Origin of the sequence: Janthinobacterium salmonicoloratum (assembly GCF_051380845.1) — a bacterium.
GTDB lineage: Bacteria > Pseudomonadota > Gammaproteobacteria > Burkholderiales > Burkholderiaceae_D > Janthinobacterium > Janthinobacterium lividum_F.
On the sequence record NZ_JBNYXV010000001.1, the window covers coordinates 869075 to 893234 of the forward strand.

At 64.1% G+C, this 24160-nt stretch carries 19 protein-coding genes; 10 read left to right on the plus strand and 9 right to left on the minus strand.

Annotated elements, in window-relative coordinates; genetic code table 11:
* Positions 1 to 336: 336 nt before the first annotated feature.
* The 4 genes from ACQ4WY_RS04005 (at position 337) to ACQ4WY_RS04020 (ending at position 5133) form a co-directional block, all read left to right on the plus strand.
* Complete coding sequence (locus ACQ4WY_RS04005) at positions 337 to 939, plus strand: metal-dependent hydrolase (RefSeq protein ID WP_353656559.1); 603 nt, start codon at positions 337 to 339, stop codon at positions 937 to 939.
* A 105-nt stretch (positions 940 to 1044) separates the two neighbouring features.
* Positions 1045 to 1563 carry a sigma-70 family RNA polymerase sigma factor gene (locus ACQ4WY_RS04010; protein WP_436502925.1) on the plus strand — a complete coding sequence of 173 codons (519 nt, stop codon included), beginning with the start codon at positions 1045 to 1047 and terminating at the stop codon, positions 1561 to 1563.
* Positions 1563 to 2543, plus strand: coding sequence for a FecR domain-containing protein (locus ACQ4WY_RS04015; protein WP_436502926.1), 981 nt, complete (start codon positions 1563 to 1565; stop codon positions 2541 to 2543). The genes ACQ4WY_RS04010 and ACQ4WY_RS04015 overlap by 1 nt, the downstream gene beginning before the upstream one ends.
* A 115-nt stretch (positions 2544 to 2658) precedes the next feature.
* The gene (locus tag ACQ4WY_RS04020) at positions 2659 to 5133 is read left to right on the plus strand and encodes a TonB-dependent siderophore receptor (RefSeq protein ID WP_436502927.1); all 2475 of its coding nucleotides are present in this window, start codon (positions 2659 to 2661) and stop codon (positions 5131 to 5133) included.
* Between the two features lie 9 nt (positions 5134 to 5142).
* Here ACQ4WY_RS04020 and ACQ4WY_RS04025 read toward each other — a convergent pair whose 3' ends face one another.
* From ACQ4WY_RS04025 to ACQ4WY_RS04040, 4 genes are all read right to left on the minus strand, one after another.
* A complete protein-coding gene (locus ACQ4WY_RS04025; RefSeq protein WP_436502928.1) occupies positions 5143 to 6030 on the minus strand; it encodes a pirin family protein in 888 nt (295 codons plus the stop codon).
* Positions 6027 to 6425 (minus strand): OsmC family protein, encoded by a 399-nt coding sequence (locus ACQ4WY_RS04030; RefSeq protein WP_436502929.1) that lies wholly within the window; start codon positions 6423 to 6425, stop codon positions 6027 to 6029. Before ACQ4WY_RS04030 ends, ACQ4WY_RS04025 begins: the two co-directional genes overlap by 4 nt.
* Before the next feature lie 184 nt (positions 6426 to 6609).
* Positions 6610 to 8913: an SUMF1/EgtB/PvdO family nonheme iron enzyme gene (locus ACQ4WY_RS04035; RefSeq protein WP_436502930.1), complete on the minus strand. Its 2304-nt coding sequence runs from the start codon at positions 8911 to 8913 to the stop codon at positions 6610 to 6612.
* 19 nt (positions 8914 to 8932) lie between these two features.
* Positions 8933 to 11248: a coiled-coil domain-containing protein gene (locus tag ACQ4WY_RS04040; protein ID WP_436502931.1), complete on the minus strand. Its 2316-nt coding sequence runs from the start codon at positions 11246 to 11248 to the stop codon at positions 8933 to 8935.
* Between the two features lie 356 nt (positions 11249 to 11604).
* Here ACQ4WY_RS04040 and ACQ4WY_RS04045 point away from each other — a divergent pair, with 356 nt between their 5' ends.
* The 3 genes from ACQ4WY_RS04045 (at position 11605) to ACQ4WY_RS04055 (ending at position 13885) form a co-directional block, all read left to right on the plus strand.
* On the plus strand, positions 11605 to 11853 hold the full coding sequence (locus ACQ4WY_RS04045; RefSeq protein WP_353656551.1) for a hypothetical protein: 249 nt from the start codon (positions 11605 to 11607) through the stop codon (positions 11851 to 11853).
* Positions 11854 to 12041: 188 nt separating this feature from the next.
* Positions 12042 to 12740, plus strand: a complete 699-nt coding sequence (locus tag ACQ4WY_RS04050) for a hypothetical protein (protein ID WP_436502932.1) — start codon at positions 12042 to 12044, stop codon at positions 12738 to 12740.
* Positions 12741 to 12856: 116 nt separating this feature from the next.
* Positions 12857 to 13885, plus strand: a complete 1029-nt coding sequence (locus ACQ4WY_RS04055; protein WP_436502933.1) for a transporter — start codon at positions 12857 to 12859, stop codon at positions 13883 to 13885.
* Between the two features lie 63 nt (positions 13886 to 13948).
* Here ACQ4WY_RS04055 and rnk read toward each other — a convergent pair whose 3' ends face one another.
* Positions 13949 to 14356, minus strand: coding sequence for a nucleoside diphosphate kinase regulator (rnk, locus tag ACQ4WY_RS04060; protein WP_436502934.1), 408 nt, complete (start codon positions 14354 to 14356; stop codon positions 13949 to 13951).
* A gap of 10 nt (positions 14357 to 14366) precedes the next feature.
* The gene (locus ACQ4WY_RS04065; protein ID WP_353656548.1) at positions 14367 to 14492 is read right to left on the minus strand and encodes a hypothetical protein; all 126 of its coding nucleotides are present in this window, start codon (positions 14490 to 14492) and stop codon (positions 14367 to 14369) included.
* Between the two features lie 441 nt (positions 14493 to 14933).
* On the opposite strand from ACQ4WY_RS04065, the gene ACQ4WY_RS04070 reads away from it, so the two are divergent.
* On the plus strand, positions 14934 to 16826 hold the full coding sequence (locus ACQ4WY_RS04070; protein WP_436502935.1) for a putative bifunctional diguanylate cyclase/phosphodiesterase: 1893 nt from the start codon (positions 14934 to 14936) through the stop codon (positions 16824 to 16826).
* Positions 16827 to 16875: 49 nt separating this feature from the next.
* Here ACQ4WY_RS04070 and ACQ4WY_RS04075 read toward each other — a convergent pair whose 3' ends face one another.
* Positions 16876 to 18564, minus strand: a complete 1689-nt coding sequence (locus ACQ4WY_RS04075) for a peptide chain release factor 3 (protein WP_436502936.1) — start codon at positions 18562 to 18564, stop codon at positions 16876 to 16878.
* 162 nt (positions 18565 to 18726) lie between these two features.
* Between ACQ4WY_RS04075 and ACQ4WY_RS04080 the strand changes: the two genes are divergently transcribed.
* Positions 18727 to 20784 carry a methyl-accepting chemotaxis protein gene (locus ACQ4WY_RS04080; RefSeq protein ID WP_436502937.1) on the plus strand — a complete coding sequence of 686 codons (2058 nt, stop codon included), beginning with the start codon at positions 18727 to 18729 and terminating at the stop codon, positions 20782 to 20784.
* 226 nt (positions 20785 to 21010) lie between these two features.
* Positions 21011 to 21820 carry a Crp/Fnr family transcriptional regulator gene (locus ACQ4WY_RS04085; RefSeq protein ID WP_436502938.1) on the plus strand — a complete coding sequence of 270 codons (810 nt, stop codon included), beginning with the start codon at positions 21011 to 21013 and terminating at the stop codon, positions 21818 to 21820.
* Between the two features lie 79 nt (positions 21821 to 21899).
* On the opposite strand, the gene ACQ4WY_RS04090 is transcribed toward ACQ4WY_RS04085, so the two are convergent.
* Both ACQ4WY_RS04090 and ACQ4WY_RS04095 read right to left on the minus strand, forming a co-directional pair.
* Positions 21900 to 23315, minus strand: a complete 1416-nt coding sequence (locus tag ACQ4WY_RS04090) for a sensor histidine kinase (protein WP_436502939.1) — start codon at positions 23313 to 23315, stop codon at positions 21900 to 21902.
* A gap of 144 nt (positions 23316 to 23459) precedes the next feature.
* Positions 23460 to 24092 carry a response regulator gene (locus ACQ4WY_RS04095; protein ID WP_034783185.1) on the minus strand — a complete coding sequence of 211 codons (633 nt, stop codon included), beginning with the start codon at positions 24090 to 24092 and terminating at the stop codon, positions 23460 to 23462.
* Positions 24093 to 24160 lie beyond the last annotated feature (68 nt).

Sequence of the window (24160 nt, forward strand, 5' to 3'; positions counted from 1 at the left end):
CATTGACAAACCGAATATAAACACCGCTTCCAGCGTAAATACGATGGCGGGAATCTGCAGTTCGCGAGGGATTTTCATGGCGCAACCTCTTCAAAACGTAGGACTACCTCCAGCATAGCGCGCCCTGCGCCAATTGCATTATCAGCCGCACAACATACTTGACTGCCCGGCATGACTTGCCAAGTCCGCTGGCCAAACCCTCCCGACACACAATTTAACAATTTAATGGCAGATATTCTGCAAATAGCACCCCTCCACGCCCTTGAATACTGTATATTCATCCAGTTAATATCCCTTGCATTTCACAAAGCGCCCGCATGGCGTTTTACATTTCCTATGGCTTCCAACAAAGCGCATCATGCGACCGGTTGGGCTGCCGGCGTGATCGCCGCGGCCCTGGTCGCGCACGCTGGCGCCGGTGGCCCCTATCAAGTGCTGAGCATGCTCGCCTTTGTCATGGGCGCGCTGGGCGGCACGGCGCCGGACTGGCTGGAAGTGGCCTGGTGGGCGCGCACGCACCGGCTGTGGATCACGCACCGCACGTGGACGCACTGGGGCCTGGCCTGGATTGCCCTGCTCGTCTACACCTATCTGCAATTGCCGCACCACCTGTGGGCGCCACCCCTGTTCGGCTTTGCCGCCGGCGGCATCATGCATTTGCTGGCCGACTGGCCCAATCCGCTGGGCGTACCGTGGATCTTTCGCCGCCACTCGCTGCGCTGGTGGAAAAGCGGGCGCCACGACATCATCGTCATCATCGCCGCCTGGCTGGCCGCCACCGTCGTGGCGGACCACGTGTTTTTTGACGGCATCCACCTGCGGCGCACCCTGCTGGCGCTCGACAGTTTGCTGCACTGGTCGGCCACCGCCCTGCAGCAAGCCTGGGCGGATCTGCAACAGTGGCAGGAGCGCTGGCGCCTGGGCGGCGACGCCAATTGACGCGGGCGGCGTGGCAATGTGATAATGAGTATCATTCTCAAACAGCCCAGCCAGCCGGCACCCCGCGTTCCGTCAGCCCAGCTCTTCCCTTGCCTGGAGAACGCAGTGAGTACCGTCAGTCCCGTCCATGCCATCCACCTGAAAACCCTGTACAGCGAGCACCACGGCTGGCTGTATGGCTGGCTGCGCGGCAAGCTGGGCAATCGCGCCGAGGCGGCCGACCTGGCGCAGGACACCTTTTTGCGCCTGCTGGGCAAGCGCGAGGTGACACCGCTGGCGCCCCTGCGCGAGCCGCGCGGCTACCTGGCGACGATTGCGCGCGGCTTGCTGATCGACCGCTACCGGCGTCAGGCGCTGGAGCACGCCTACCTGGAAGCGCTGGCCCAGCAAGCTGAGCCGGCATCGATGTGCGCCGAAACGCATGCCATCATCATCGAAACCCTGCTCGCCATCGACCGCCTGCTCGACAGCCTGGGCGCGCGCACACGGGCCGTCTTCCTGCTGGCGCAAATTGAGGAGCTCAGTTATGTGGACATCAGCCGGCGCCTCGGCATATCCCTGCCAACCGTCAAGAAACACCTGGTGCGCGCCTACACGGAATGCCTGATGCTGGCGGCCGGCTGATGTTTTCTCCTTCCGCCCCGCATTCAGCCTCGCGTTCAGCCCCTCTTGCCCGCAAGGTGCTGGCCGCGGCCGCCCACTGGCATGTGGAGCTCCAATGCGGCAGCGCCGACCCGGCCGCCCTGCAGGCATGGCGCGACGCCAGCGCCGAGCATGAACGGGCCTGGGACCTGCTGCAGCGCATGGACGGCCAGTTGGGCACGATACCTGCAGCGCTGGCGATTCCCGCGCTGCAGGCGGCGCAGCAGCGCCGGCGCGCGGCCGCCAAGATACTCGCGCTGCTGGTGGCGGCCGGCGGCGGCATCGCGCTGGGCCAGGCGGGCTTGCAATCCGGCCCATGGCAAGCCTTGACGGCGTCCTTACGCACGGCGCCGGGCCAGCGCCGCCACGTCACCTTGGCCGATGGCGGGCGCCTGGAGGTGAATACGGATAGCGCCCTGGATGTCGCTTACAGCGCCACGCAGCGCCGCATCCGCCTGCACCATGGCGAAATCATGATCACGACGGCACCCGATCCGCGTCCCTTCCTGGTCGACACCCCGCACGGCGTGATCCGCGCGCTGGGCACGCGCTTCGGCATACGCTGCGACGACGATGGCAGCACCGTCAGCGTCTTCGAGCACGCCGTGGAGGTGCGCTGCGCGGCGCGACCGGATACCGTGCGCCGCCTGGAAGCGGGACAGCAGCTGCGCTTTGGCGACACTGGCGCGGATGAAGTGGAGGCCATGCCCACGCATCAGGACAGCTGGCTGCGCGGCATGCTGGTGGCCGCCGACTGGCCGCTGCAACAGCTGGTGGCGGAGCTGGCGCGCTACCGGCGCGGGCGCCTGGCGTGCGACGCTGCCGTGGCGCGGCGCCCCGTCACGGGCACCTACCGGCTCGACGATATCGACGCCGTACTGGAAAGCCTGTGCGCCTCGCACGGGCTGCAAGTGACGTACTTCACGCGCTACTGGGCCACGGTGGCGGCCAGGCCGGCCTAATTATTTTCAGTTTTTTTGCGCCAGGGGTTGGTGTTTCGATGCGCTGCTTCGGCTTAACAAGTAAGAAGCCGATTCATACGCCATTTCCTTATCCCTTAGAGCAGAAAGACCGAGCATGCAGCTGACCACCCCCGTCCTCCATCCTGCCGCGCGCGCCATCCGCCTGGCCATCATCGCCATGGCTTGCGCCGCGCCCGCCGCCTTCGTCTCCGCGCCAGCCTTGGCGCAAGGCCAGGCTGCTGCGGCGCCGCAAGCCTACGCCGTGCCAGCCGGCCCGCTGGCCACCGCCCTCAACGATTTTGCCGTCGCCGCCGGCGTCAGCCTGTCAACCGATCCCGCGCAGACGCGCGGCCTGCGTTCGCCCGGCGTGCGCGGCAGCTTCAACGTCAGCCAAGGTTTTGCCCAGGTGCTGGCCGGCAGCGGCCTGGAAGCCGTGCAGCTGCCCAACGGCGCCTACGTGCTGCGCCAGGCGGCGCCATCCTCCGCCTCGGCGGCCGGCGTGGAAAAGACCATGGCGCCCGTGACGGTCAGCGCCAGCATGGAGCGCGACCCTGTCAGTGAACACAGCAACTCGTACGCGGCGCGCGCCGTCACCATCGGCAAGGGCGTGCAAACCCTGCGCGAGATTCCCCAATCCGTCAGCGTCGTCACGCGCCAGAAAATGGACGACCAGAACCTCAACACCATCGACGCCGTATTGGCCAATACCACCGGCATCACCATGTACGACAGCCCCATGGGCGGGCGCTACGTATATTCGCGCGGCTTCATGGTCGAGACCTACCAGTTCGATGGCGTCAACCGCGCCATGTTTTACCCGCAGGCGAACAGCTTTACCAGCAATACGGCCATGCTGGATCGCGTGGAAATCGTGCGTGGCGCCACGGGCCTGCTGCAGGGCACGGGCTCGCCGGGCGCCGCCATCAACATGGTGCGCAAGCGCCCGCTGGCGGAAAAGCAGGTGCAGCTGGCGCTCAGCGCAGGCCGCTGGAACGACGTGCGCGGCGAAATCGACGTCACAGGTCCCTTGAACGAATCGGGCAGCATCCGTGGCCGCGCCGTGGCCGCGCACGACCAGCGCAATTATTTCTATGACGTGGCCGACAGCCGCACCGACGTGCTGTACGGCGTGCTGGAATTCGACCTGGCGCCGGGCAGCAAGCTGACGACGGGCGCCAGCTACGAAAAGCTGCACTCGACGCCGTTCTTCTCCGGCATGCCCCGTTATCTCGATGGCAGCGACCCGAAACTGCCCCGCTCGACCTACCTCGGCGCCGACTGGAACCGCTGGGACAGCCGCCAGACGGCCGCCTTCGCCGAATTCGAACACCGCTTCAATGCCGACTGGTCGCTCAAGGCCAGCGCCAACTACACGCGCGAGCAGCATGACGTGAAATACATGTTCAACCTGGGCGCGCTCAATCCCGCCACCCTGGCCGGCATGATGATGTACGCCGGCGTGTTCGACTACGGCACCACCAACAAGGGTGTCGACCTGTCGCTCGATGGCAAATTCAACGCCTTCGGTCGCCGCCACGGCTTCAGCGCCGGCATCAGCACGAACCGACTGGAAAGCGACAGCGATTACAGCCTGGCCATGATGAAGCTGCCCAATAGCGCGCTGCAACCCAATCACGGCGTAGCGGAACCGAGCGATACCTGGATACGCAAGGAAAAGTATGGCGGCGCCCACAGCCTGACAACCATGACGCAAACGGCCGCGTATGGCGTGGCCCGCTTCAGCGTCAGCGATCCGCTCACCGTGGTGGCCGGCGCGCGCGTGTCAAACTACAAATGGAGCAGCGTGTACCGCGACACGGGCGAGGTGTACATCGACCCGTATCGAGAAAACGGCGTCGTCACGCCGTATGGCGGCGTGATCTACGCGTTTGACAAGCGCTGGTCCGGCTACGCCAGCGTCTCCGACATCTTCCAGCCACAAAACCAGCGCACGGCGGAGGGCGCCCTGCTCGACCCGCTGAAAGGGCGCAACCTGGAAGTGGGCGTGAAAGGCGAACTGTTCGACGGCAAGGTCAATACCTCGCTGGCGCTGTTCCGCATCGAACAGCGCAACCGCGCGGAGCTCGACCTGGTCAATACCTGCTCCAACGGCACGGAGTGCTATTTCTCGGCGGGCAAGGTGCGCAGCGAAGGCCTCGATGCGGAAATCAGCGGCGAGGTGGCGCCAGGCTGGCAACTGTTCGCCGGCTATACCCTGAACAATTTCAAGTACCTGGAACAGACCTCGAATGCGGGTGTGATGTTCGCCAGTACCTACTCGCCGCGCCACATGCTGCGCGCGTGGAGCGACTATCGCCTGCCCGGCGCCCTGCAAAAGTGGAGCGTGGGCGGCGGGGTGAACTTCCAGACGGAGAGCTCGCGCGTGACGCGCGACGTGACGGTGGCGCAAGGCGCGTATGCACTGTGGAGCGCGCGCGCCGCCTACCAGATCGACCGCAACTGGACGGCGTCGCTGTCCGTGACGAACTTGCTCGACAAGCGCTACTACCAGACAGTAGGCGCGCCTGCGTGGGGCAATTTCTATGGCGAGCCGCGCAAGGCCGCATTGACCCTGCGCGCGCGCTTCTAAACCAGGCGCCTAGGTTGCCGGGCGCAGGGGCGCCTTCGGCAGCGGGATGAATTCCGTCTCGCCCGGCACCTGCCCCATGCGCTGGGCGCTCCAGTCGTCGGCCGCCTGCGACAAACGCTCCTTGCTCGACGAGACGAAATTCCAGAACAGGAAGCGGTGGCCGTCCAGCGGCTCGCCGCCGATCACGACGAATTGCACCGGACCGCTGCCTGCCGTCACGACAGGCACCTTACCCTCCTCCAGCAAGGCCATGGTGTGCGGCAGCAGCGCCACGCCATCGACCAGCACGTCCCCGCTGATCGGATACACCGCCGCTTCCGGCGGCAAGCCGTCCAGGCGCAGCTCGCGCCCCGCCTGCAGCGCCACATCCAGGTACACCGTCTGCATATAGGTGCGCACGGGCGAAGTCTGGCCAAACGCCGTGCCGATCAACACTTTCACCACGGCGCCATCGAGCGGCACGACGGGAATGTCGGCTTGCGGCGTGTGCGTAAAACTCGGCTCGTCTTCCTCATGCGCCTTCGGCAGCGCGGCCCACAGCTGCAAGCCGTGGGTACGGTGCGGTTGTCCCGCCAGGTCGTGCGGCGTGCGCTCGGAATGCACGATGCCGCGACCGGCCGTCATCCAGTTGATGGCGCCCGGTTCGATGCGCTGGTACGAGCCGATGCTGTCGCGGTGGTCGATCGCGCCCTCGAACAGATAGGTGACGGTGGCCAGGCCGATATGCGGATGGGGGCGTACGTCGTGGTTGGCGTCGGGCGCCACGTCGATGGGGCCGAAATGGTCAAAGAAAATGAAGGGCCCGACGGCCTGTTTTACTGCAGAAGGCAGCAAACGCCGCACGACGAAGCCGCCGCCGAGGTCTTTTTCGTGGCTTTTCAGGATGGCCGCGCTCATGCCAGCACCGTCGTCACTTCGGTGATCACAGCCGTCATCAATTTATGCAGCGGGCATTTGCCGGCAGCGGCCAGCAATTCCTGGCGCTGCGCATCCGTCAGGTCGCCCGTCAGGTGCAGGGTGGCGGCCAGGCGGTACACACCTTTGCGCTCTTCGCTGGCATCGCGCTCGGTCGACACTTCCACGTGTTCCAGGGGGATGCCCTTGTGCCTGGCGTACCAGACGACGGTGAGCGCCTTGCAGGCCGACAGGGCCGCGTCATACAGGTCGTGCGGCGACGGGCCGGCGTCGCCGCCACCCTCCTCCACCGAGGCGTCGGCGGAAATGATGTGATCGCGCACGTGCACGATGTGGCGCATGGCTTGCGACTGGTCGCGGATGGCTTTGATGGTCATGGCGTTCCTTGGTACGTTTGGAAAGCCACAATTTACACCGTTTGCCCGCTTGGCGCAGGCCCCTCCCCCGCTTTTTCCCCGCTGCCTGGCCATTCGATACGGCATGCCGGGAATGCTGCGCCACCAGGCCCGCGGCTTTACCCAGGTATTTCAGTTCATCCGAGAGAGGCCGCCCCACGCAGTATCAATCGAGCGTGCGCGCCACCCGAAAGCCCACGATATCGTTTGACAGCACGGTGGAAAAGCCGTTGCGCAGGGCCGAGCGCAGGTAGCGCGGGTGGTACAGCCAGGAGCCGCCGCGCAGGATGCGCCGGCTGCTGTCGCTGCCCTCTTCCCATGCGCTGCCATCGACGGGCGCGCCTTCGTAATTGTCGTGCACCACGTCCTGCACCCATTCCCACACATTGCCATGCATGTCGAACAGGCCCCAGGAATTCGGCACGAAAGTGCCCAGTGGCGTGGTGCCGCCCCGGTACACGCCGCGCGGACCGCCGTTGTACACGTACAGGCCGTCGTAGTTGGCTTGCTCGGTGCTGATGGTGTCGCCCACGTTAAAAGCCGTGCGCGTGCCGGCGCGGCAGGCGTATTCCCATTCCGCTTCGCTGGGCAGGCGGTACTGCCGGCCCGTGCGCTCGCGGAGCCACGCCAGGTACAGCTGCGCGTCATTCCAGCTCACACCGACGACCGGATGCTGATCGTTCTGCACGAAACCGGGATTGTCCCAGTCCGTCTCGGAACCGCCCGCCCAATCCGTCGCCTTGACGAAGGCACGCCACTCGCCCACGCTGACGGGGTGGCGCGCCAGCGCGAACGGGCGCTCGATGCCGACCCAGTGCTGCGGCATCTCGCGCTCGAGCCAGGCCTGCTGCGAACCGGCCTGGATGGCTGCCTTGTGTTCGATCTCGTGCGCGCCCATCTGGAAGCGGCCGCTGGGAATGAGCACCAGTTCCGGCCCCTGTCCCGAGCCATCGAGAAAATCATCGCGCAAGATGCCTTCGGCATTGGCCACCGGTTCCACGTGCTCTGCTGCCGATGCCAGAGCAGCCGCAGGGGCAGGTGCGGCGGCGCGGCTGGCCTCTTCGCGGCGCGCCCGTTCCTGCTCGGCGCGATAGGCCGCCTCCGCCTTGGCGACGATGGCCTTGCGCTGCAGTTCCTGATGTTCCTGCAGGGCCGTGGCGGCATCGGCTTCGCGGCGCGCGCGCAACTGGCCGCGCAGCGCTTCCTTGCGCAACTTGCGCGCCTCCTCCGCTTCGAAATGGCGCTGCGCCTCCTGCTCGCGGCGCAGTTTGTCCTGCCGCTGCTTTTCCAGCGCGGCCGCCTGGATTTCCGCCTTGCGGCGCTGATCCAGTTCTTCCTGGCGTATCCGGGCCCGCTTGATCTCTTCCTCGCGGGCCTGTTCGGCGGCCAGCGCCGCCTGCTTTTGCTGCTGCGCCGCGCGCGCCTGCTGCTGACGCGCGTGTTCCGCCAGTTCCTCTGGCGACGGCCCGGCTGCGCGCTCCAGCCCTTCCAGCAAGGCTTGCACCGATTGGGGCCGCAGTTCCGCCGTCAAGGAAAAACCATTCTGCAAGACTTGCCACTGTTGCGCGTTGAGCGCCTGCGGTGTTGATGGCAAATGGCTGGCGCTGCGCGTGTCGTCGAACGGCATGCGCCCTTCGAGCATCTGGTAAATCATCACGGCCACCGCATACACGTCCAGGCGCGGGCTGGGCTGGCGCTGGTTGGCGCCTGCCTCGGGCGCCCGATAACCATGCGTGCCCGCATTCGGCATGTCCAACGCCAGGCTGCTGTCCGCATTGCGCACGCGTGTAGCGATGCCGTAGTCGAGCAATTTGACATCGCCTTTCGCCGTCAGGAAGACATTGCCCGGCTTGATATCGCGGTGCACCAGTTTGTGCTTTTCCCACGCGTACGACAGGGCGTCGGCCACCGGCTGCAGCAATTGCTGCACGGTGGACAGGGGCAGCGCGCCCTCGCGCGCCAGATAGTGCTCGAGGTCTTCGCCATCGAGGCATTCCATGATGATGAAATAGCTGGCCGTGGCCGGATCCTGCGCCCACTCGTAGACGCGCACGATGTTTTCATGCGCGAGTTTTCTTGCCTGCGTGGCTTCCTCGATCAGCAGCTTGGCATGCGTGGCGCTCTGCGTCAGCTGCGGCGGCAATATCTTCAGCGCCACCATTTCGCTGCTGCCCAACTCCGCGTGCGTGGCCAGGTCGGTGGCTTGCCACACCTGCCCCATGCCGCCCGTGCCGATCAGCCGTTCAAGCCGGTAGCGGCGGTTTTGCGGGCCGATTTCCTGGCCCGTCATGAAGCCCAGCTCCGTGCCCTGGCGCACGGGCAGCGGCGCGGGCGCAGCTGCGGTACCGGGCGGCGCGTATTCGGCGTCGAGGATGGCGTTCTTGCGGCGTTCAAATTCCTGCTCGCTGAGCAGCCCATCGTCGTGGAGGGCGCGCAGTTCCCGCAGTTTGTCTCGTGCTTTTTGCATCATCTGGGGTGAAACGCTTCCATCAAGGCTGCAGGGCGACGCCGCAGGCGGCGCAGAATTTATCTTCCGGATGGCCCGCGCGTTGCGCATGGCCGTTCTTGCAGCGGACCGGCGCGGCAGCGGCGGCGCCTGGCTGCAGCGCCTGCGCCACGGCCACGCCCAGCTGCGCCTGCGCCGACAGGCCATGCGCGTGCGCCGCGTTCTGCAGGTTGATCAAGTCCAGCTGCTGGCGCCGTTCGCGCTCCGCCTGGCCTTCCAGGTAGCTGCGCTCCTGCGCCACGCTGTCCTGCGCCATGCGCATGGCGTCCAGCGGCGCGACGCTGTTCTCGGCTGCCGCCAGCGCGGCCAGCGCGTGGATCTGCTCGGCGCTCATGCCCGCCTGCAGCTGAACCTTCAGCACTTGCGCCAGCGCGGCCGCATTCTGCCCGGCCGCCATGGCCACCTTGCCCGTGTCGCTCAGCGAGCCGATTTTCTCGACGCGGTCGATGTCGATGCGCGCCAGTTCCGCGGCATGCGCCTGCTGCGCCAGCAGCGCTTCATATTCGCCCTTCCAGCGCGCGTAATCGCTTTCGCGCTGCTGCGCCATGGCCAGCAGGTCGCGCTGCCATTGCGCTTCCTGTTCCAGCTGGCGCAGTTGCTGGCGCTGTTCCTCGATGGCCAGCGCGTCGAGCTGCGCCAGCTGCGACTGCTGCTGCAACTGGCGCGCGTGCACGCCATCGGCCTCGATGGTGCGCAGCAGCTTTTCCTGCTGCGCGATGGCGTCCTCGCGCGCGCCGCCGCGCCGTAGCGCCGCGACTTTTTCCGCAATCTCTGCCGCCTGCACCTGGGCCGCTTCATCCTTGTGCGCCTCGGCGCGCAGCAATTCGCGCTGGCGCGCCAGCTGCATCTGCTCTTCCCATTCCTGCACCCGCTCCGCCTCGCGCTTGCGCGCCGCGTTGGCCAGCATCAGGCCCTGCCAGGCGGCCTGGTGCTGCTCCGCCTCCAGCTGCGCCTCGCGCTGGGCCGCATCCGCCTCCGCCTGGCGCAGGCGCGCCAGCTGGGTGCGGCGCCCGGTCTCGTCGTCGATCAGCAGCGCGCTTTCCACTTGCTGCGCGATCGACTGCAGGTGCACCTGATGTGTAAAGCGCTGCTGCGCCAGCTGGATCTGTTCGCGCCCATGCAGCTGCGACAGTTCCAGCTCGCTGCGCATCTTGATAGCGGCCAGCGCCCGCACGTGTTCCCAGTTGGCCGCTTCCTCGGTGCGCTGCGCGCCCTTCTGCGCCAGTTCCTGTTCCAGCTCGCCCAGCGCCAGCGCGGCGCCATGGTCGAGCGCCTGGCGCCGCGATTTCGCTTCCAGGATGCGGCCATACAGGTCGATCTGGCGCCCGCGCAGCGCTTGCAGGCGCTCCGCTTCCTGGTGGTTCAGCTCCGCCTTTTCCACCGTCGCGTCCTGCTGCAGTTCTGCGCGGCGGTGTACGTGGCGCGCCGCCAGTTCTTCGCGGCGGATGCGCTGCCACTCTTCCTCGTCATACAGCTGGTCGAGCTGTTTCATGCGTTCCAGGCTGTGATGCTCCAGTTCCTGCGCCAGCAAGCCGCCCAGCCACAGGGTGCCGATGCTGGCGCCGGCGTCTCCCTCGCGCTTGTCGTGCCGCAGGCTGAGGGTTTCCACGCGGGCCACGGCCAGGCCGCTGGGCGCCAGGCGCTGCGTCAGGGCCGATTGCAGGCGTTCATTCAATTCGGGCCGCAGGTCGGCATTCGCGTCCATCTCGCGCAGCGCGCGGCTGCCGATGAATTCCAGCGCAATCTGGCGCACGGAGGGCAGCAGCAAGGCGTGCAGGTGGGCGCGCGTGACGGCGCCCGGCGCGCGCATGAACTGGCGTGCGAACGCATCGGGCTGGCCCAGCGCGATGTCCACGCGCAGGGACGCGGCGATGTTCAGCAGCTCCGTGCTGGCCAGGCCAGGCAGGTCGAATTCCAGGCTGACGGCGTCGGCGCGCGCGATCAGCACTTCGGCCGGACGCGCCGGCAGCAGCGCGGGCAGGCGCGCGAAGAAGGCGGCGCTGTCGTAGTCGCCAACCGGTATCAAGGTGAAAGCGTCCGATTGCACGATCCAGGCGCGCGACTCGGCCGGCACCTGCAGGCGGCGCACGGCGCTGCCGAACAGCGAGGACAGTTCGCGCACGCCAAAGAACAGGGCCAGTTGCCCATCAGCAAGATGCCATTGATTGGCATGCAGCACCGCGTCGCTGTCGGGTGCCCCCAACGACAAGCCGCATTGCGCGCAATAGCCGGCGGCAGCGCCGTTCTTGTGCTCGCAGCGCGGGCAGCGGGCGCCGCCAAAACCAAACAATTGGAACATGTGTGACTCCTGATGAGAATTATTGTGTGCGCAAGTGCGCGCAACACGGCTGCCATGCCGATTCTAGCAGGACAGCTGGCGCAGCACCTGCCGCGCGCCGAGCGTGCGCGACAACGGCGCACAACACTATGCAGTGTCGAATAATGCCATAGGGCAATGGCATTCATATGCACGGATACAGGGCGAATTAGGCCTCAATTCAAGCGGTCGCCCGCCAGCCCCGCGCGCAGGCATTTCAGCGCCGTTTTTTTGCAGGCCATCCCGCCAAAACCACGGCTGGTCGCATCCGCATGGCGCATTGGTGCGCGCCTGGCTACAGTGCATGCATACCCACCCGCCCCCAGAAAGGAACCATCATGAACACGCCAAAAAACGCCTTAAAAAACATGGAAGCCATCTTTACCGTCGCCGTCGCCATCGCCTGCGGCGCCAGCTATGTCAGCTTCATGCAGCCATCGGCAGCCAGGACGGCCGATGTGGCGCAAGCGAGCGCCATCCCCGTGGTGGTGGTCAGCGCCAAGCGTCTGACGGAACAGGAAAAGAAAATCTCGCTGATCGAGGAACGGCAAGCCTTGCTGGGCAATGCCACCGCCAGCACCCTGTGAGCCATCGATGATGACACCACGCCGCCTGGCGCCAGCTTGAACAGCGCCACGCCAGGCCGCCATTTGTATCCGCCACGGATACACGGACACACAGCATTGTGTCAATTGTAATAAGTTGAATCAAAAGCGAAAAACCGCCAGCAAGCGCCTATAGTCCATTTCACGCAATCACCGAAATGGAGCACACCATGAAACCCCTCACACTCTACGCAGCAGCCATGCTCGCCATCAGCGCCGCAGCCTTCCTGCCCGCGCAAGCCATGGCACAGAATCAGCTTGGCGTCAGCATTGTCGTCGGAAACGCCCCGCCTCCGCCACGGTTTGAAAGCGTGCCAGCGCCGCGCGGCGGCTATGTCTGGGCACCCGGCTACTGGAACTGGGATGGCCAGCGCCATGTCTGGAACGACGGCGAATGGCTGCGCGAACGCGGCGGCAACCAGTACCGCCGCGCCGCCTGGATACAAGAGAACAACCGCTGGCGCCTGGATCGTGGCGGCTGGGTTGCCGCGCAAGTGCAGCCCGTGCGCTACGACGAAATCCGCATCGCCCCGCCGCCACCGCGCCGCGAAGCCATCCCGCGCGCGCGCCACGGCTACATTTGGGCGCCCGGCCACTGGGAATGGCGTGGCCAGCGCTACGCCTGGACGCAAGGCGTATGGATCGCCGAACGCCCCGGCTACGTGTATGCGCCGCCCGCCTGGAACCAGCGCGATGGACGCTGGCAGATGGAGCAAGGCCGCTGGTCGCCACGCGGCCCGAACGGCGACCGCGACCGCGACGGCATCCCCAACCGCTATGACCGCGACAATGGCAACCGCCACGACCGCGACGGCGATGGCATTCCGAACCGCGACGACCGGCGTCCGGATAATCCGCGCCGCTACTAAAATGCGGCTGTAGTCCCCACCAAGGCCACCGTTCGCGGTGGCCTTGTCATTCTCCCGACATATCCATGTATTAGAATCGCGCGACGATCAATCACACTGCGCGAGAAAGATTCACGATGGCGATGGAAACTGCCGGTTTTACCTACGGCTCGGACACTTCAGGCCTGGTCTGGGGCTTCCTGTTTGGCCGCGAGGCGCAGCCGCTCGCGCTCGACTCGACGGCCGCCCTGGCCTGGCTGGCCGATGGCGCGGCGCGCCCGGCGCAGGAATTCGTCTGGCTGCATTTCAACCTGTCGCATGCGGCCAGCGAAAAATGGCTGATGACGCACACGCAGCTGGCCGATGAATTTTATGAAACCCTGCACCAGGGCTCGCGCTCGACGCGCATCGAACAGGCGGAAAACACCCTGATCGCCGTGGTCAACGATGTGGTGCACAATTTCTCGTTCGAAGCGTCCGACATTTCCACCATGTGGGCCAGCGTGGCGCAAAACCTCGTCATCACGGCGCGCCGCGCGCCGCTGCAGTCGATCGAGCGCCTGCGCCAGGCCGTCATCAAGAACCACGAGCCGATCCGCTCGTCGGTGGAGCTGCTGATCCATCTGCTGCGCGACCAGGCCGACGTGCTGGTCAACATCGTGCGCGACGCCGTGGCGCGGGTCGACGATATTGAGGATCACTTGCTGGCCGGGCGCCTGGTGCCGAAACGCGAAGACCTGGGCGCCATGCGGCGCGTGCTGGTGCGGCTGCAGCGCCTGCTGGCGCCGGAACCGGCCGCCCTGTTCCGCCTGCTGCAACGCCCGCCTGGGTGGGTGTCGGAGCTGGACAGCCTGGAATTGCGCCAATCGACGGAGGAATTTTCGGTGGTGCTCAGCGATATGTCGTCCTTGCAGGAACGCATCAAGCTGCTGCAGGAAGAGATTGCCGCCAGCGTCAACGAGGAAAACAGCCGCAGCCTGTTCGTGCTGACCATCGTCACCGTGCTGGCCTTGCCGATCAATATCATCGCCGGCATGCTGGGCATGAATGTGGGGGGAATTCCGCTGGCCCAGCACCCGCAGGGCTTCTGGATCATCGTTGCCATCATCGTCACGTTCACGGTCGTGGCGGGATGGCTGGTGGTGCGCGTGCAACGCAATAGCTGACTATCGGAAACACGGCCTGGCAGGCGAACGGCAGGCGCCGTCCGCCGTCACTGCTTGCCGCGCCTAGCGGTGGTATTCGCCAGCCCGTTCAGGCTGGTAAACGATTTCCTCGATCTTGACCTTCACCACGCCACCCGGCATGGGCCAGGCGATGCTGTCGCCCACGGACAGGCCCAGCAGCGCGCTGCCGACGGGCGCCAGCACGGATATGCGGTCGGCCTGGCCTTCCACATCCTTCGGATACACGAGCGTCAGGCAAAACTCTTCCTTGTTTTCCACCGTGAAGCGTACGGTGGAATTCATCGTCACGACGGTCGGGGGAATCTCTTGCGGCTCGAGCACATCGGCGCGGCCCAGCTCATCGAGCAAGGCGGCCTTGTCCGGCGACAGATTATTACCCAAGGCATACAACAACGCTTCCAGTCGTTCCAGGTCTTGTGACGACAAAATAATTTTTGGTTTTTTTTCCAAGATATCCTCACTATTGATCATTAGGGCGACGTCCGGTTTTGCTGGCGGCAGTTTGCTTGGCCGCAGCAGACAAAACAAACAGCATCAGAACGTCCATCATCAGCGGATTATGGACGAACTCGCGGAGCAAGGCCATAGCGTTCTCGCATTCTTCATTAAAATTTATTAAAATCAATGACTTGCAATAGGCCATACGGACAGAAAATTAATCCGCACCGGGATGGCGGGGGCATTGAAGTTATTCTTGATGGCATTTTATTTATTGTCAGCATGTTTTTAAGGAAAAAACAGACTGGCAAAAAAAGGATTAAAATTCAGTTTGGATTATTATTAGAAAGACACTCCCGCCTTTTCCGCCTGTCTTGTCGCCTTGCCTGCTGCCACCGGCCTGTGGCATGCACACAAAATTGCCGCGCGCCCTGTACTTTCACGCTGCGAAATGACAATATGTCGGCCTTAACAACACGTTGAGAGTTCCGGCTCACTTCGGTTTTCATCAGACTGGAACGTAAAGTATGGCTGGGCGAGGCGGGATCACACGGGGCGGCGGCAAGCGGGGCCGGCAGGAGAAAGTGTTATGATGGCGCCATTGACGTTGCCGTCGGCGCAATTGCGCGGCGACCGGATAGCCAAGCTGAACTTGCTGGCTGCGGCGGCCATGCTGGCCATGGCCAGCCTGCTGCTGATCCTCTTCCAGTTGTTTTCCCTCCAGGCATCTTTCCAGCGCACGCTGCGTATTCAAGCCGACATGCTGGCACCTGCCGCCACCCAGGCCATGCGCCAGGACAATCGTCTTGCAGCGCAACAACTCCTCGCTTCCCTCGCCGCCGCCCCGCATCTCCAGCAAGCACTGCTCTACAGCCCCTATGGCACGCCGTTTGCCCGCTACGCGCGCAGCAGCGCCGATGTCGCGCCCACGGCGCCGCGCTACGGCCTGCAGATCGCTTACCTGGACGGCAGCGCCGCCATCCTGAAGGCCTTGCCCGGCGGCGGCGCGCTGTACCTGCGCGCCAGCCTGGCGCCGCTGTACGCCAGCCTGGCGCAATTTGCCGCCTTCACCCTGCTGGTCTGCCTGTGCGCGTTCGGCCTGACATTCCTGATGGTGCGCCGCACGCGCACCGCCGCCCAGCATGCGGAACACCATTTGCATTACCTGGCCCACGTCGACCCGGTCACGCAACTGCCGAACCGCCATGAGTTCAACGACGCCCTGGCCTACGCGCTGGCGCGCGCCGACCGCCAGGACAGCAGCGTGGGCCTGCTGCTGCTGGACCTGGACAACTTCAAGGTCGTCAACGATACGCTGGGCCACCACTGCGGCGACCAGCTGCTCAAGCTCGTATCCGAGCGCCTGGTGGCCATCCTGCGCGGCACCGACATCATTTGCCGCATCGGCGGCGACGAATTCGTCGTCATCGTGGAACCGGCCGACGACGCCTCGGAAATGGCCAGCGTGGCGCGCAAGATCCACGCCGTGCTGGCCGCGCCGTTCGACCTCGAAGGCCACCAGCTGTATGTCAGCGCCAGCATCGGCGTGAGCCTGTATCCGTTCGACGCGCAGGACGTGGCCACCCTGACGCGCAATGCCGATACGGCCATGTACCACGCCAAGCACCTGGGCAAGAACCGCTACGCCGTGTTCAAGGCCGAAATGGAATTGCGCGCGCAGCGCCGCCTGCGCATGGAAGCGAACCTGCGCCGCGCACTGCAAAACGAGGAACTGTACTTGCACTACCAGCCGCAGATCGACTTGCGCAGCGGGCGCATCGTCGGCGTGGAAGCGCTGATACGCTGGAACTGCCACGACATGGGCCAGCTGAGCCCCGCTGAATTCATCCCCGTGGCCGAGGAAAGCGGCATCATCGTCGACCTGGGACGCTGGGTGCTGCAAAGCGCCTGCCGGCAGGCGGCCCTGTGGTGCAAGGCGGGACTGCTCGATTCGCTCGAGCACGTGGCCGTCAACCTGTCGGCCTGCCAGGCGCGCGACCCGGGACTGATGGACGATATCCGCGCCATCCTGGACGAAACGCAGCTGCCGCATGGCTTGCTGGAACTGGAAATCACGGAAGGCGTCTTGATGGACAATGTCCACGCCAACGTGGAACTGATGCGGCGACTGCAGGAAACGGGCATTCACCTGTCGATCGACGATTTCGGCACCGGCTATTCCTCGATGTCGTACCTGAAGCGCCTGCCCATCGACCAGTTGAAAATCGACCGCAGCTTCGTGCGCGACCTGCCCGGCGAGGGCGAAGCCATCGTCACGGCCATCATCGCCATGGCGCACAGCCTGCATTTGAAAGTGGTGGCCGAAGGCGTGGAAACGGTGCAGCAGGTGGAGTTTCTGAGAAAAGCCGGCTGCGATAATGTGCAGGGCTTTTTCTTTGCGCGTCCGATGACGGCGGCGCAGCTGACGGCGCTGCTGCTGGAACGGCGCGACTGGAGCACGCGCACGATCCTGCAGGCGTAAAAAAAGGGCAGAACCACTGGTTCTGCCCTTGGCACCTACTGCATATTCATTAAGCCAACTTCGCCGAATGCTCGCGCGTCGCGTGGAACGTCAGCTTCGGCCAGCGCTCTTCCGTCAGGCGCAGGTTCACGCCCGACGTGGCCAGGTAAGCCATGTTGCCGGCCGCATCGTAGGCCACGTTGTGACCCAGCGCGTTTTCGAAATCCTGCAGGATGCGCTTGTCGTCGCAGCTGACCCAGCGGGCGCTGCTGATGCTGGTGCCTTCGAACACGGCGTCCACGCCATATTCGTTGAGCAAACGGCTGGCCACCACTTCGAACTGCAGTACGCCGACGGCGCCCAGTACCAGTTCGCCGCCCTGCACCGGCTTGAAGACCTGCACCGCGCCCTCTTCGCCCAGCTGCTGCAAGCCCTTGTGCAACTGCTTGATCTTCAGCGGATTACGGATGCGCACGGAGCGGAAGAAGTCTGGCGCGAAGTACGGGATGCCCGTAAACGTCAGCATCTCGCCCTCGGAAAAACTGTCGCCGATCTGCATGTTGCCGTGGTTCGGCAAACCGATGATGTCGCCCGCGTACGCTTCCTCCACCTGTTCGCGCGACGATGCCATGAAGGTCACCACGTTCGACACCTTGATCTCGCGCCCCAGGCGCAAGTGCTTGACCTTCATGCCGCGCTCGAAACGTCCCGAGCACACGCGCAAGAAGGCGATGCGGTCGCGGTGGGCCGGGTCCATATTCGCCTGGATCTTGAAGACGAAACCGGTAAATGGCTGCTCGGACGGCGCCACCGAACGCACGGTCGCGTCGCGCTCGCGCGGCGCCGGCGCCCAGTCGACCAGCGCCGAGAGAATCTCGCGCACGCCAAAGTTGTTGATGGCCGAACCGAAGAACACGGGCGTCTGCACGCCGGAGAGGAATTCTTCCAGGTTGAACGGGTTCGACGCGCCGTGCACCAGCTCCACTTCCATGCGCAGCTGATCCATCTCCAGCGGGAACATCTCCTGCAGGCGCGGGTTATCGATGCCCTTGATGATTTCGAAGGCGCCGTCGGCCTTCTCTTCACCGGCCTTGAACAGCATGATCTCGTCGTTCAGCAGGTGATACACGCCGCGGAAGTTCTTGCCCATGCCGATAGGCCAGGTGACGGGCGCGCACTGGATCTTCAGCACCGATTCGAGTTCGTCGAGCAGGTCCAGCGGATCGCGCGTCTCGCGGTCCATTTTGTTCATGAAGGTGACGATGGGCGTATTGCGCATGCGGCACACGGCCAGCAGCTTGATCGTCTGCGCTTCCACGCCCTTGGCCGCATCGATCACCATCAGCGCCGAGTCGACTGCCGTCAGCACGCGGTAGGTATCTTCCGAAAAGTCCTGGTGACCCGGTGTGTCGAGCAGGTTGACGACGTGGTCGCGGAATTCGAACTGCATCACCGAGGAGGCGACGGAAATGCCGCGCTGCTTCTCGATTTCCATCCAGTCCGACGTCGCGTGGCGGCCCGATTTACGGGCCTTGACGGTACCGGCCATCTGGATCGCGCCCGAAAACAGCAGCAGTTTTTCCGTCAGGGTGGTTTTACCCGCATCCGGGTGGGAAATGATGCCGAAGGTGCGGCGGCGCTGCACTTCGCGCGCGATCACGGCCGGCGCCTTGCTGCTGACTGACGCTGCGGCGATGTCCGCGCTGTCAGTGGAATCGGGGGTGTTGCTGTCGTTCTCGTTGGCCATATTGGTGACCATAATATGGCCCTCGCAAAAAACCCTCGATTTTACAGAAGGATCGGCCTTCCGTGTGAACTGCTTCACTATGGCGAAAAGCAAAATCGCCCACTTCATCAAGGGGTCACAATCCGCAGGCAACATTGCACTGCAGAAATGTTGCCACTCTTCCCTGGAAACCCGATGAAAATGCTCCTCACCCCCGCCATCCGACTCATGCAGCGCTTGCGCCTGCTGCCCAAATTCATGCTCGTCTGCCTGGTCTTCCTGCTGCCGCTGGCGCTGGCAACCACTTTGCTGATCTCGGAGCTGGGCAAATCGCTGGCCCAGGCACAAGATGCGCAGCGGGGCGTGGCGTATGTGCGCCAACTCCAGGAAGGCACGCGGCTGCTGCAGCAGCGGCGCGGTCTCGAGCATTTGCGCCTGAGCGGCAAGGCGGGCATGGACAACACGGCCCTGAATGCGCGCATCACGGCCGCGCTGGCGGCCCTGATGCGCTTGCCGGCGGGCGCGGGCCTGCCCCAGGCCGCCGAGCTGACGAAGCAGTGGCAAGCCCTGCTGGGCCGCCAGGCAGGCCTCGCCGCGCGCGACAGCTACGCGGCGCACACGGCGCTGCTGCGCCAGGCGGCCAAACTGGGCCAGCTGGTGGCGGACCGCTCGCACCTGAGTCTGGACCCGGACGCGGGCGCCAACCACCTGAGCGCCGTGTTTACCGCCACCCTGCCCGACCTGGCCGAGAGCCTGTCAGACATCGGCGGGCGCGGCGCGGCCTACATCGACACGGGCCTGTTCGAAGCGAATGAAGATCAACTCGTCAACGCCAACGCCCTGATCGCGCGCCACGAACTGGAACGCCTGCCGGCCCGCTACGACGAAATCATCGCTGCCAAGCCGGCATTGCGCGCCAGCCTGCAGCCGGCCCTGAAAGCCGTGCCTGCCGCGCTGGCCTTCCTCGAACGCACGAAGAATGAGGTGACGAATTCCTACGACCAGACCTCGGGCGCGCAATTCCACGGGGCCGGCATGCAAGCCATCGACGCCCTGCACGCGCTCTCCGGCGCCTCGGCCAGCGCGCTGGACGGCTTGCTGGCGCAGCGCATCGCCCGCGACGAGGCGCGCCGCGCTCTGATCCTGGCAGCCATGCTGCTGGTGCTGCTGGCCGCCGCCTACTTGTGCGCGGGCTTTTATGCCGCGTTCGCGCGCGACGTGACGCAATTGCGCGTGGCCGTCGGCGCGGCGGCGGCGGGCGACCTGTCGCAGCGCATCACCTCGCAGGCGCACGACGAGATCGGCGACCTGGTGCGCGACTTCGGCGCCATGACGCATGGCCTGGCCACCCTGGTGCAGGAAATCCGCGGCGGCGCGGCCGTCATCGCGGCGGCCGGCGCCGATATCGCCCAGGGCAACGCCGCCCTGTCCGGCCACACGGCCACGCAAGCGGACGCGCTGGGCGCCACCGTGGACTCGATGCGCGAGCTGACGGCCACCGTGGGCCGCAACGAAGCCCACGTAGGACAGGGGCGCACCTTGGTGGCGACAGCGGCCGACGTGGCCCTGCGCGGCGGCCAGACCGTGGGCGCCGTGGTCGAGACCATGGCCTCGATCAAGGCCAGCTCGCACAAGATCGTCGACATCATCGGCGTCATCAACGGCATCGCCTTCCAGACAAATATCCTGGCCCTGAATGCGGCCGTGGAAGCTGCCCGCGCGGGCGAGCAAGGACGCGGCTTTGCCGTCGTGGCGTCCGAGGTGCGCAGCCTGGCGCAGCGCTCGAACGAGGCGGCGCTGGAAATCAAGCGCCTGATCGGCGATTCGGTGGCCACCGTGGATGCGGGTGGCGACCTCGTCAATGCCGCCGGCAACACCATGCGGCAAGTCGTCGATGCGGTGCAGCAAGTAGCCGTGGTAATCGGACGCATCAGCAGTGCCGGCTCCGAGCAGAATGGCGAGATCACCCGCATCAACCAGGCGCTGGCGCAAATCGACGACATGACGCGCCAGAACGCGGGCCTGGTCGACGAGGCGCGCGCCGGTTCGCAGCGCCTGCACCAGGAAGGCGAGGCGCTGACGCAGGCCGTCAGCCGCTTCCGACTGGGGGAACACGAGGTGACTGGCACGCGCCAGGCACACGCCGCGACCGTGCGCAACGGCTTGCCCAGCGTGCGTCCGGCCGGCCTGTGGAGCGCCAACAAGCCGCGCGTCATACCACAAAATCGCGCAGAACGGCGCAAGGCTAGCTAGTCAAAAGTGTGCACGTAGGACAAGGACTACAATTTCGCCTCAAAAGAGACTACAAAGTGGCGACTGCTAATCTTATGTTCGCCACTTACATAAGCTTTTAAAGTAGCTACATCGCGATCTGCACCGCGCGGTTGAAAAAAACGCCGTTACCACATGGAGTCGGCAACTTTTTTTGACCAGCAACGCGGCAGTCGCACTCCGATGTAAAAAGCCTGTGAGGAATACTATGAGCCATACTCAACTTATCGCCCCGGTCCAGAAGAACCAGTTGCTGCCGCGCGCCATGCCAGCGGCCGGACGGGAAATCAAGCTTGCGTCGCGTGTTAGCCTCAGCAGTGCCCAACAGAATGAATTGCTGGCCGCCCTGCCGCGCGCCGCGCTCGAATCGCTGTTCGAAGACCTGGAACTGGTGGAACTGCCTTTCGGCAAGGAATTGTATGCCTATGGTAACAACATGGAATACAGCTACTTCCCCACCACCGCCATCATTTCCTTGCTGTATGTAATGGAAGACGGCGCCACGACGGAAATCGCTGTCGTCGGTCATGAAGGCGTGGCCGGCGCCTCGCTGCTGGCGGGCGAGCGCGCCATGTGCACGGCCGTCGTGCAAAGTGCCGGCTATGGCTACCGCCTCAAAACACAAAGCTTGCGCGACGCCTTCAACCAGGGCGGCGCCCTGCCGCAGCTGTTGATGCGCTATACCAACGCCCTGTTTGCCCAGATGGCGCAGAACGCCGTCGGCGGCCGCCACAGCTCGATCGAGCAAAAGCTGTGCCGCTGGCTGCTGGACCGCCTGGACCGTTCGCCATCGAATGAATTGAAAGTCACGCAAGAGCTGATCTCCATCATGCTGGGCGTACGCCGCGAAAGCATCACGGCCGCCGCCGGCAAGCTGCAGGAAGAAGGCTTGATCCATTATCGCCGCGGCAACATCACGGTGCTGGACCGCACCGGCCTGGAATGCTATGCGGGCGAGTGCTATAAAGTGGCCAAGACGGAATACGACCGCTTGCTGCGCGACGTCTCGCGCTGCTAATGCGCTGCTGATCCTGGCAGGCAAGATAGATAAAAAATGGCCAGGCTACACGCCCGGCCATTTTTTCATCCCTGCACAGTCAAACGCTGGCGCCCTCGTCGATCTCTTCCGGCTCCGGTGTCAGCGGCAGCGGAATCACGGCTTCCACGCAAGTCCCCTTGCCTTCCGGGCCCTGGCGCACGGTGAGGGTGCCGCCCAGCAGCAAGGCGCGCTCGCGCATGCCCAGCAAGCCGTGCGACATGGGTTTTTGCAGCGCATCTTCGGTAATGCCGATGCCGTCGTCGATCACGCGCAGCACCAGGCCGTGTTCATTGCGTTTCAATGTCACGCTGACCATGCCGGCACGTGCATATTTCAGGATATTCGTCAGCGATTCCTGCACGATACGGAACAGGGCGATCGTCAGGGTGGCTTCGCGGTTGTCGATATTGATGGCCACGTCCGTTTCGCAGCGCACCGAACTCATGCGCGCAAAATCCTCGCAATAGCTTTCGATGGCGGCGCACAGGCCCAGGTTGTCCAGCAGGCTGGGGCGCAAATCCTCGACGATGCGCCGCTTGAGTTCCACCGTTTCCAGCAAGGTCGCCTTGGCGCGGCGCAATTGCGTGGCCAGTTCCGGCTGCGTGTGCGCCAGTTGCTGCGTGACGGCGCCCAGGTCCATGCTGATCGACGTCAAGTTGGCGCCCAGTTCATCGTGCAGTTCGCGCGCCAGGCGCGCCTTTTCCACTTCATTGACGCTGATCAAATGGCGCGACAGCACGGATAACTGCTCGGTACGCTTGCTGACCGTCGATTCCAGGGTGTCATTGGCATTTTGCAGCGCATACTCGACGGCTGCGCGGTTCTGGAAGCTGCGCCGCACCAACTGATAAAACATGATCAGCACGAGGATGGCCAGGGCATTGATGCCGATGCCGAGCAGCACAGCTTTCTGGTACTCATGGTAAAAGGCGGCGCTGCCGGACGACAGCGCTTCATTCTGCTCGCGCGTCATGATCACCACTTGCAGGCGGATCTCGTCCATGGTGGCACGGTCATCGGTCACGCGGGAAATATTGACAATCTCAGCCAGTCCGCCCTGCTTGTAGACGTCGATCGATTGTTGCAGCATCGACATCTTGCGACGGATCAAGTTTTTCAGCTGGCCCAGGTTTTTCAGTTGCGTGGGACTGCCCGCGAGCAAGGTTTGCAGCTCGTTGAATTCGTTCTCGATTTCGGTGCTAGCCGTCTTCGACGGCCCAAGATAGGTTTCGGAACCGGAAATGAAATAGCCGCGCAAGCTGCTTTCCGCATCTAGCACGAGCACGTTCAAATACTGCAGGCGGTCCGCCACGCGGGCGCTCTGGCTGAGCAAGGCGTTCGTGCCCTTCAGCGACTGCAGGTTATGATAGAGACTGAAACCATTGAGTACAAGCAGCAAGGCGCAAGTGACGCACAGGATCGTCTTGTACAGGGGCAGGCGGTGATTCGGGGCCGGTTCAGCAGTGAAATACATCCTGGTGTGCATCCTTAGCAAGGTTCGGCGCGGGAGAAAGCGCCGGCGCCGGCCAATTATAGTCCTCGCCACAAACTGCTGCACTGCACAAGTCGTGCTGGCTAGCTGGCTGAGCGATCATGTTTCCATGATCGCACCGCAGAGCTAGTCAAGCAAATTGTTTTTCATTGCGTAATAGGTCAAGTCGCTGTTGGATTGCAAGCCCATTTTTTCCATGATGCGCGTACGGTAAGTACTTACCGTCTTGATGCTTAGCGACAGGGCCACACCGATATCGGACACGGTGGCGCCGCGCGCCAGGCGCAGGAAGACCTGGAACTCACGGTCCGACAATTCCGTATGCAAAGCGGCATTCGTATCGCGGTCGAACGACTGCGCCAGCAACTCGCCCACGGTGGAGCTGACATAGCGGCGCCCCTGGAACACGGTGCGCACGGCCGTCATCAGCTCGTCGGCTTCGCATTCCTTGTTCAGATAGCCATTCGCGCCCATCTTGAACAGGTTCAGCGCGTATTGCTGCGCGGGATAGCCGCTGAGTATCAACACGGGCAATTCCGGCTGTCCCTGGCGTATCGTGCGCAAGGTATCGATGCCGCTCTGATCGGGCATGGCTATATCAAGCAGCAACACATCGCAAATTTCGCGGCGGGCGATATCGAGCGCTTCGCGCCCGGTACCGGCTTCCGCCACCACACTGAAATCGCTCGACGACGAAAAAATCTGTTTGAATCCAGCTCGTACTATTTGGTGATCATCACAAATGGCAACGCGTATCATTGTTTCCCCTTAAATTTTCCTGGCCTGGGAAAGACTACCGGAACCTGAACGCTGCTCCGGCTTAGCGT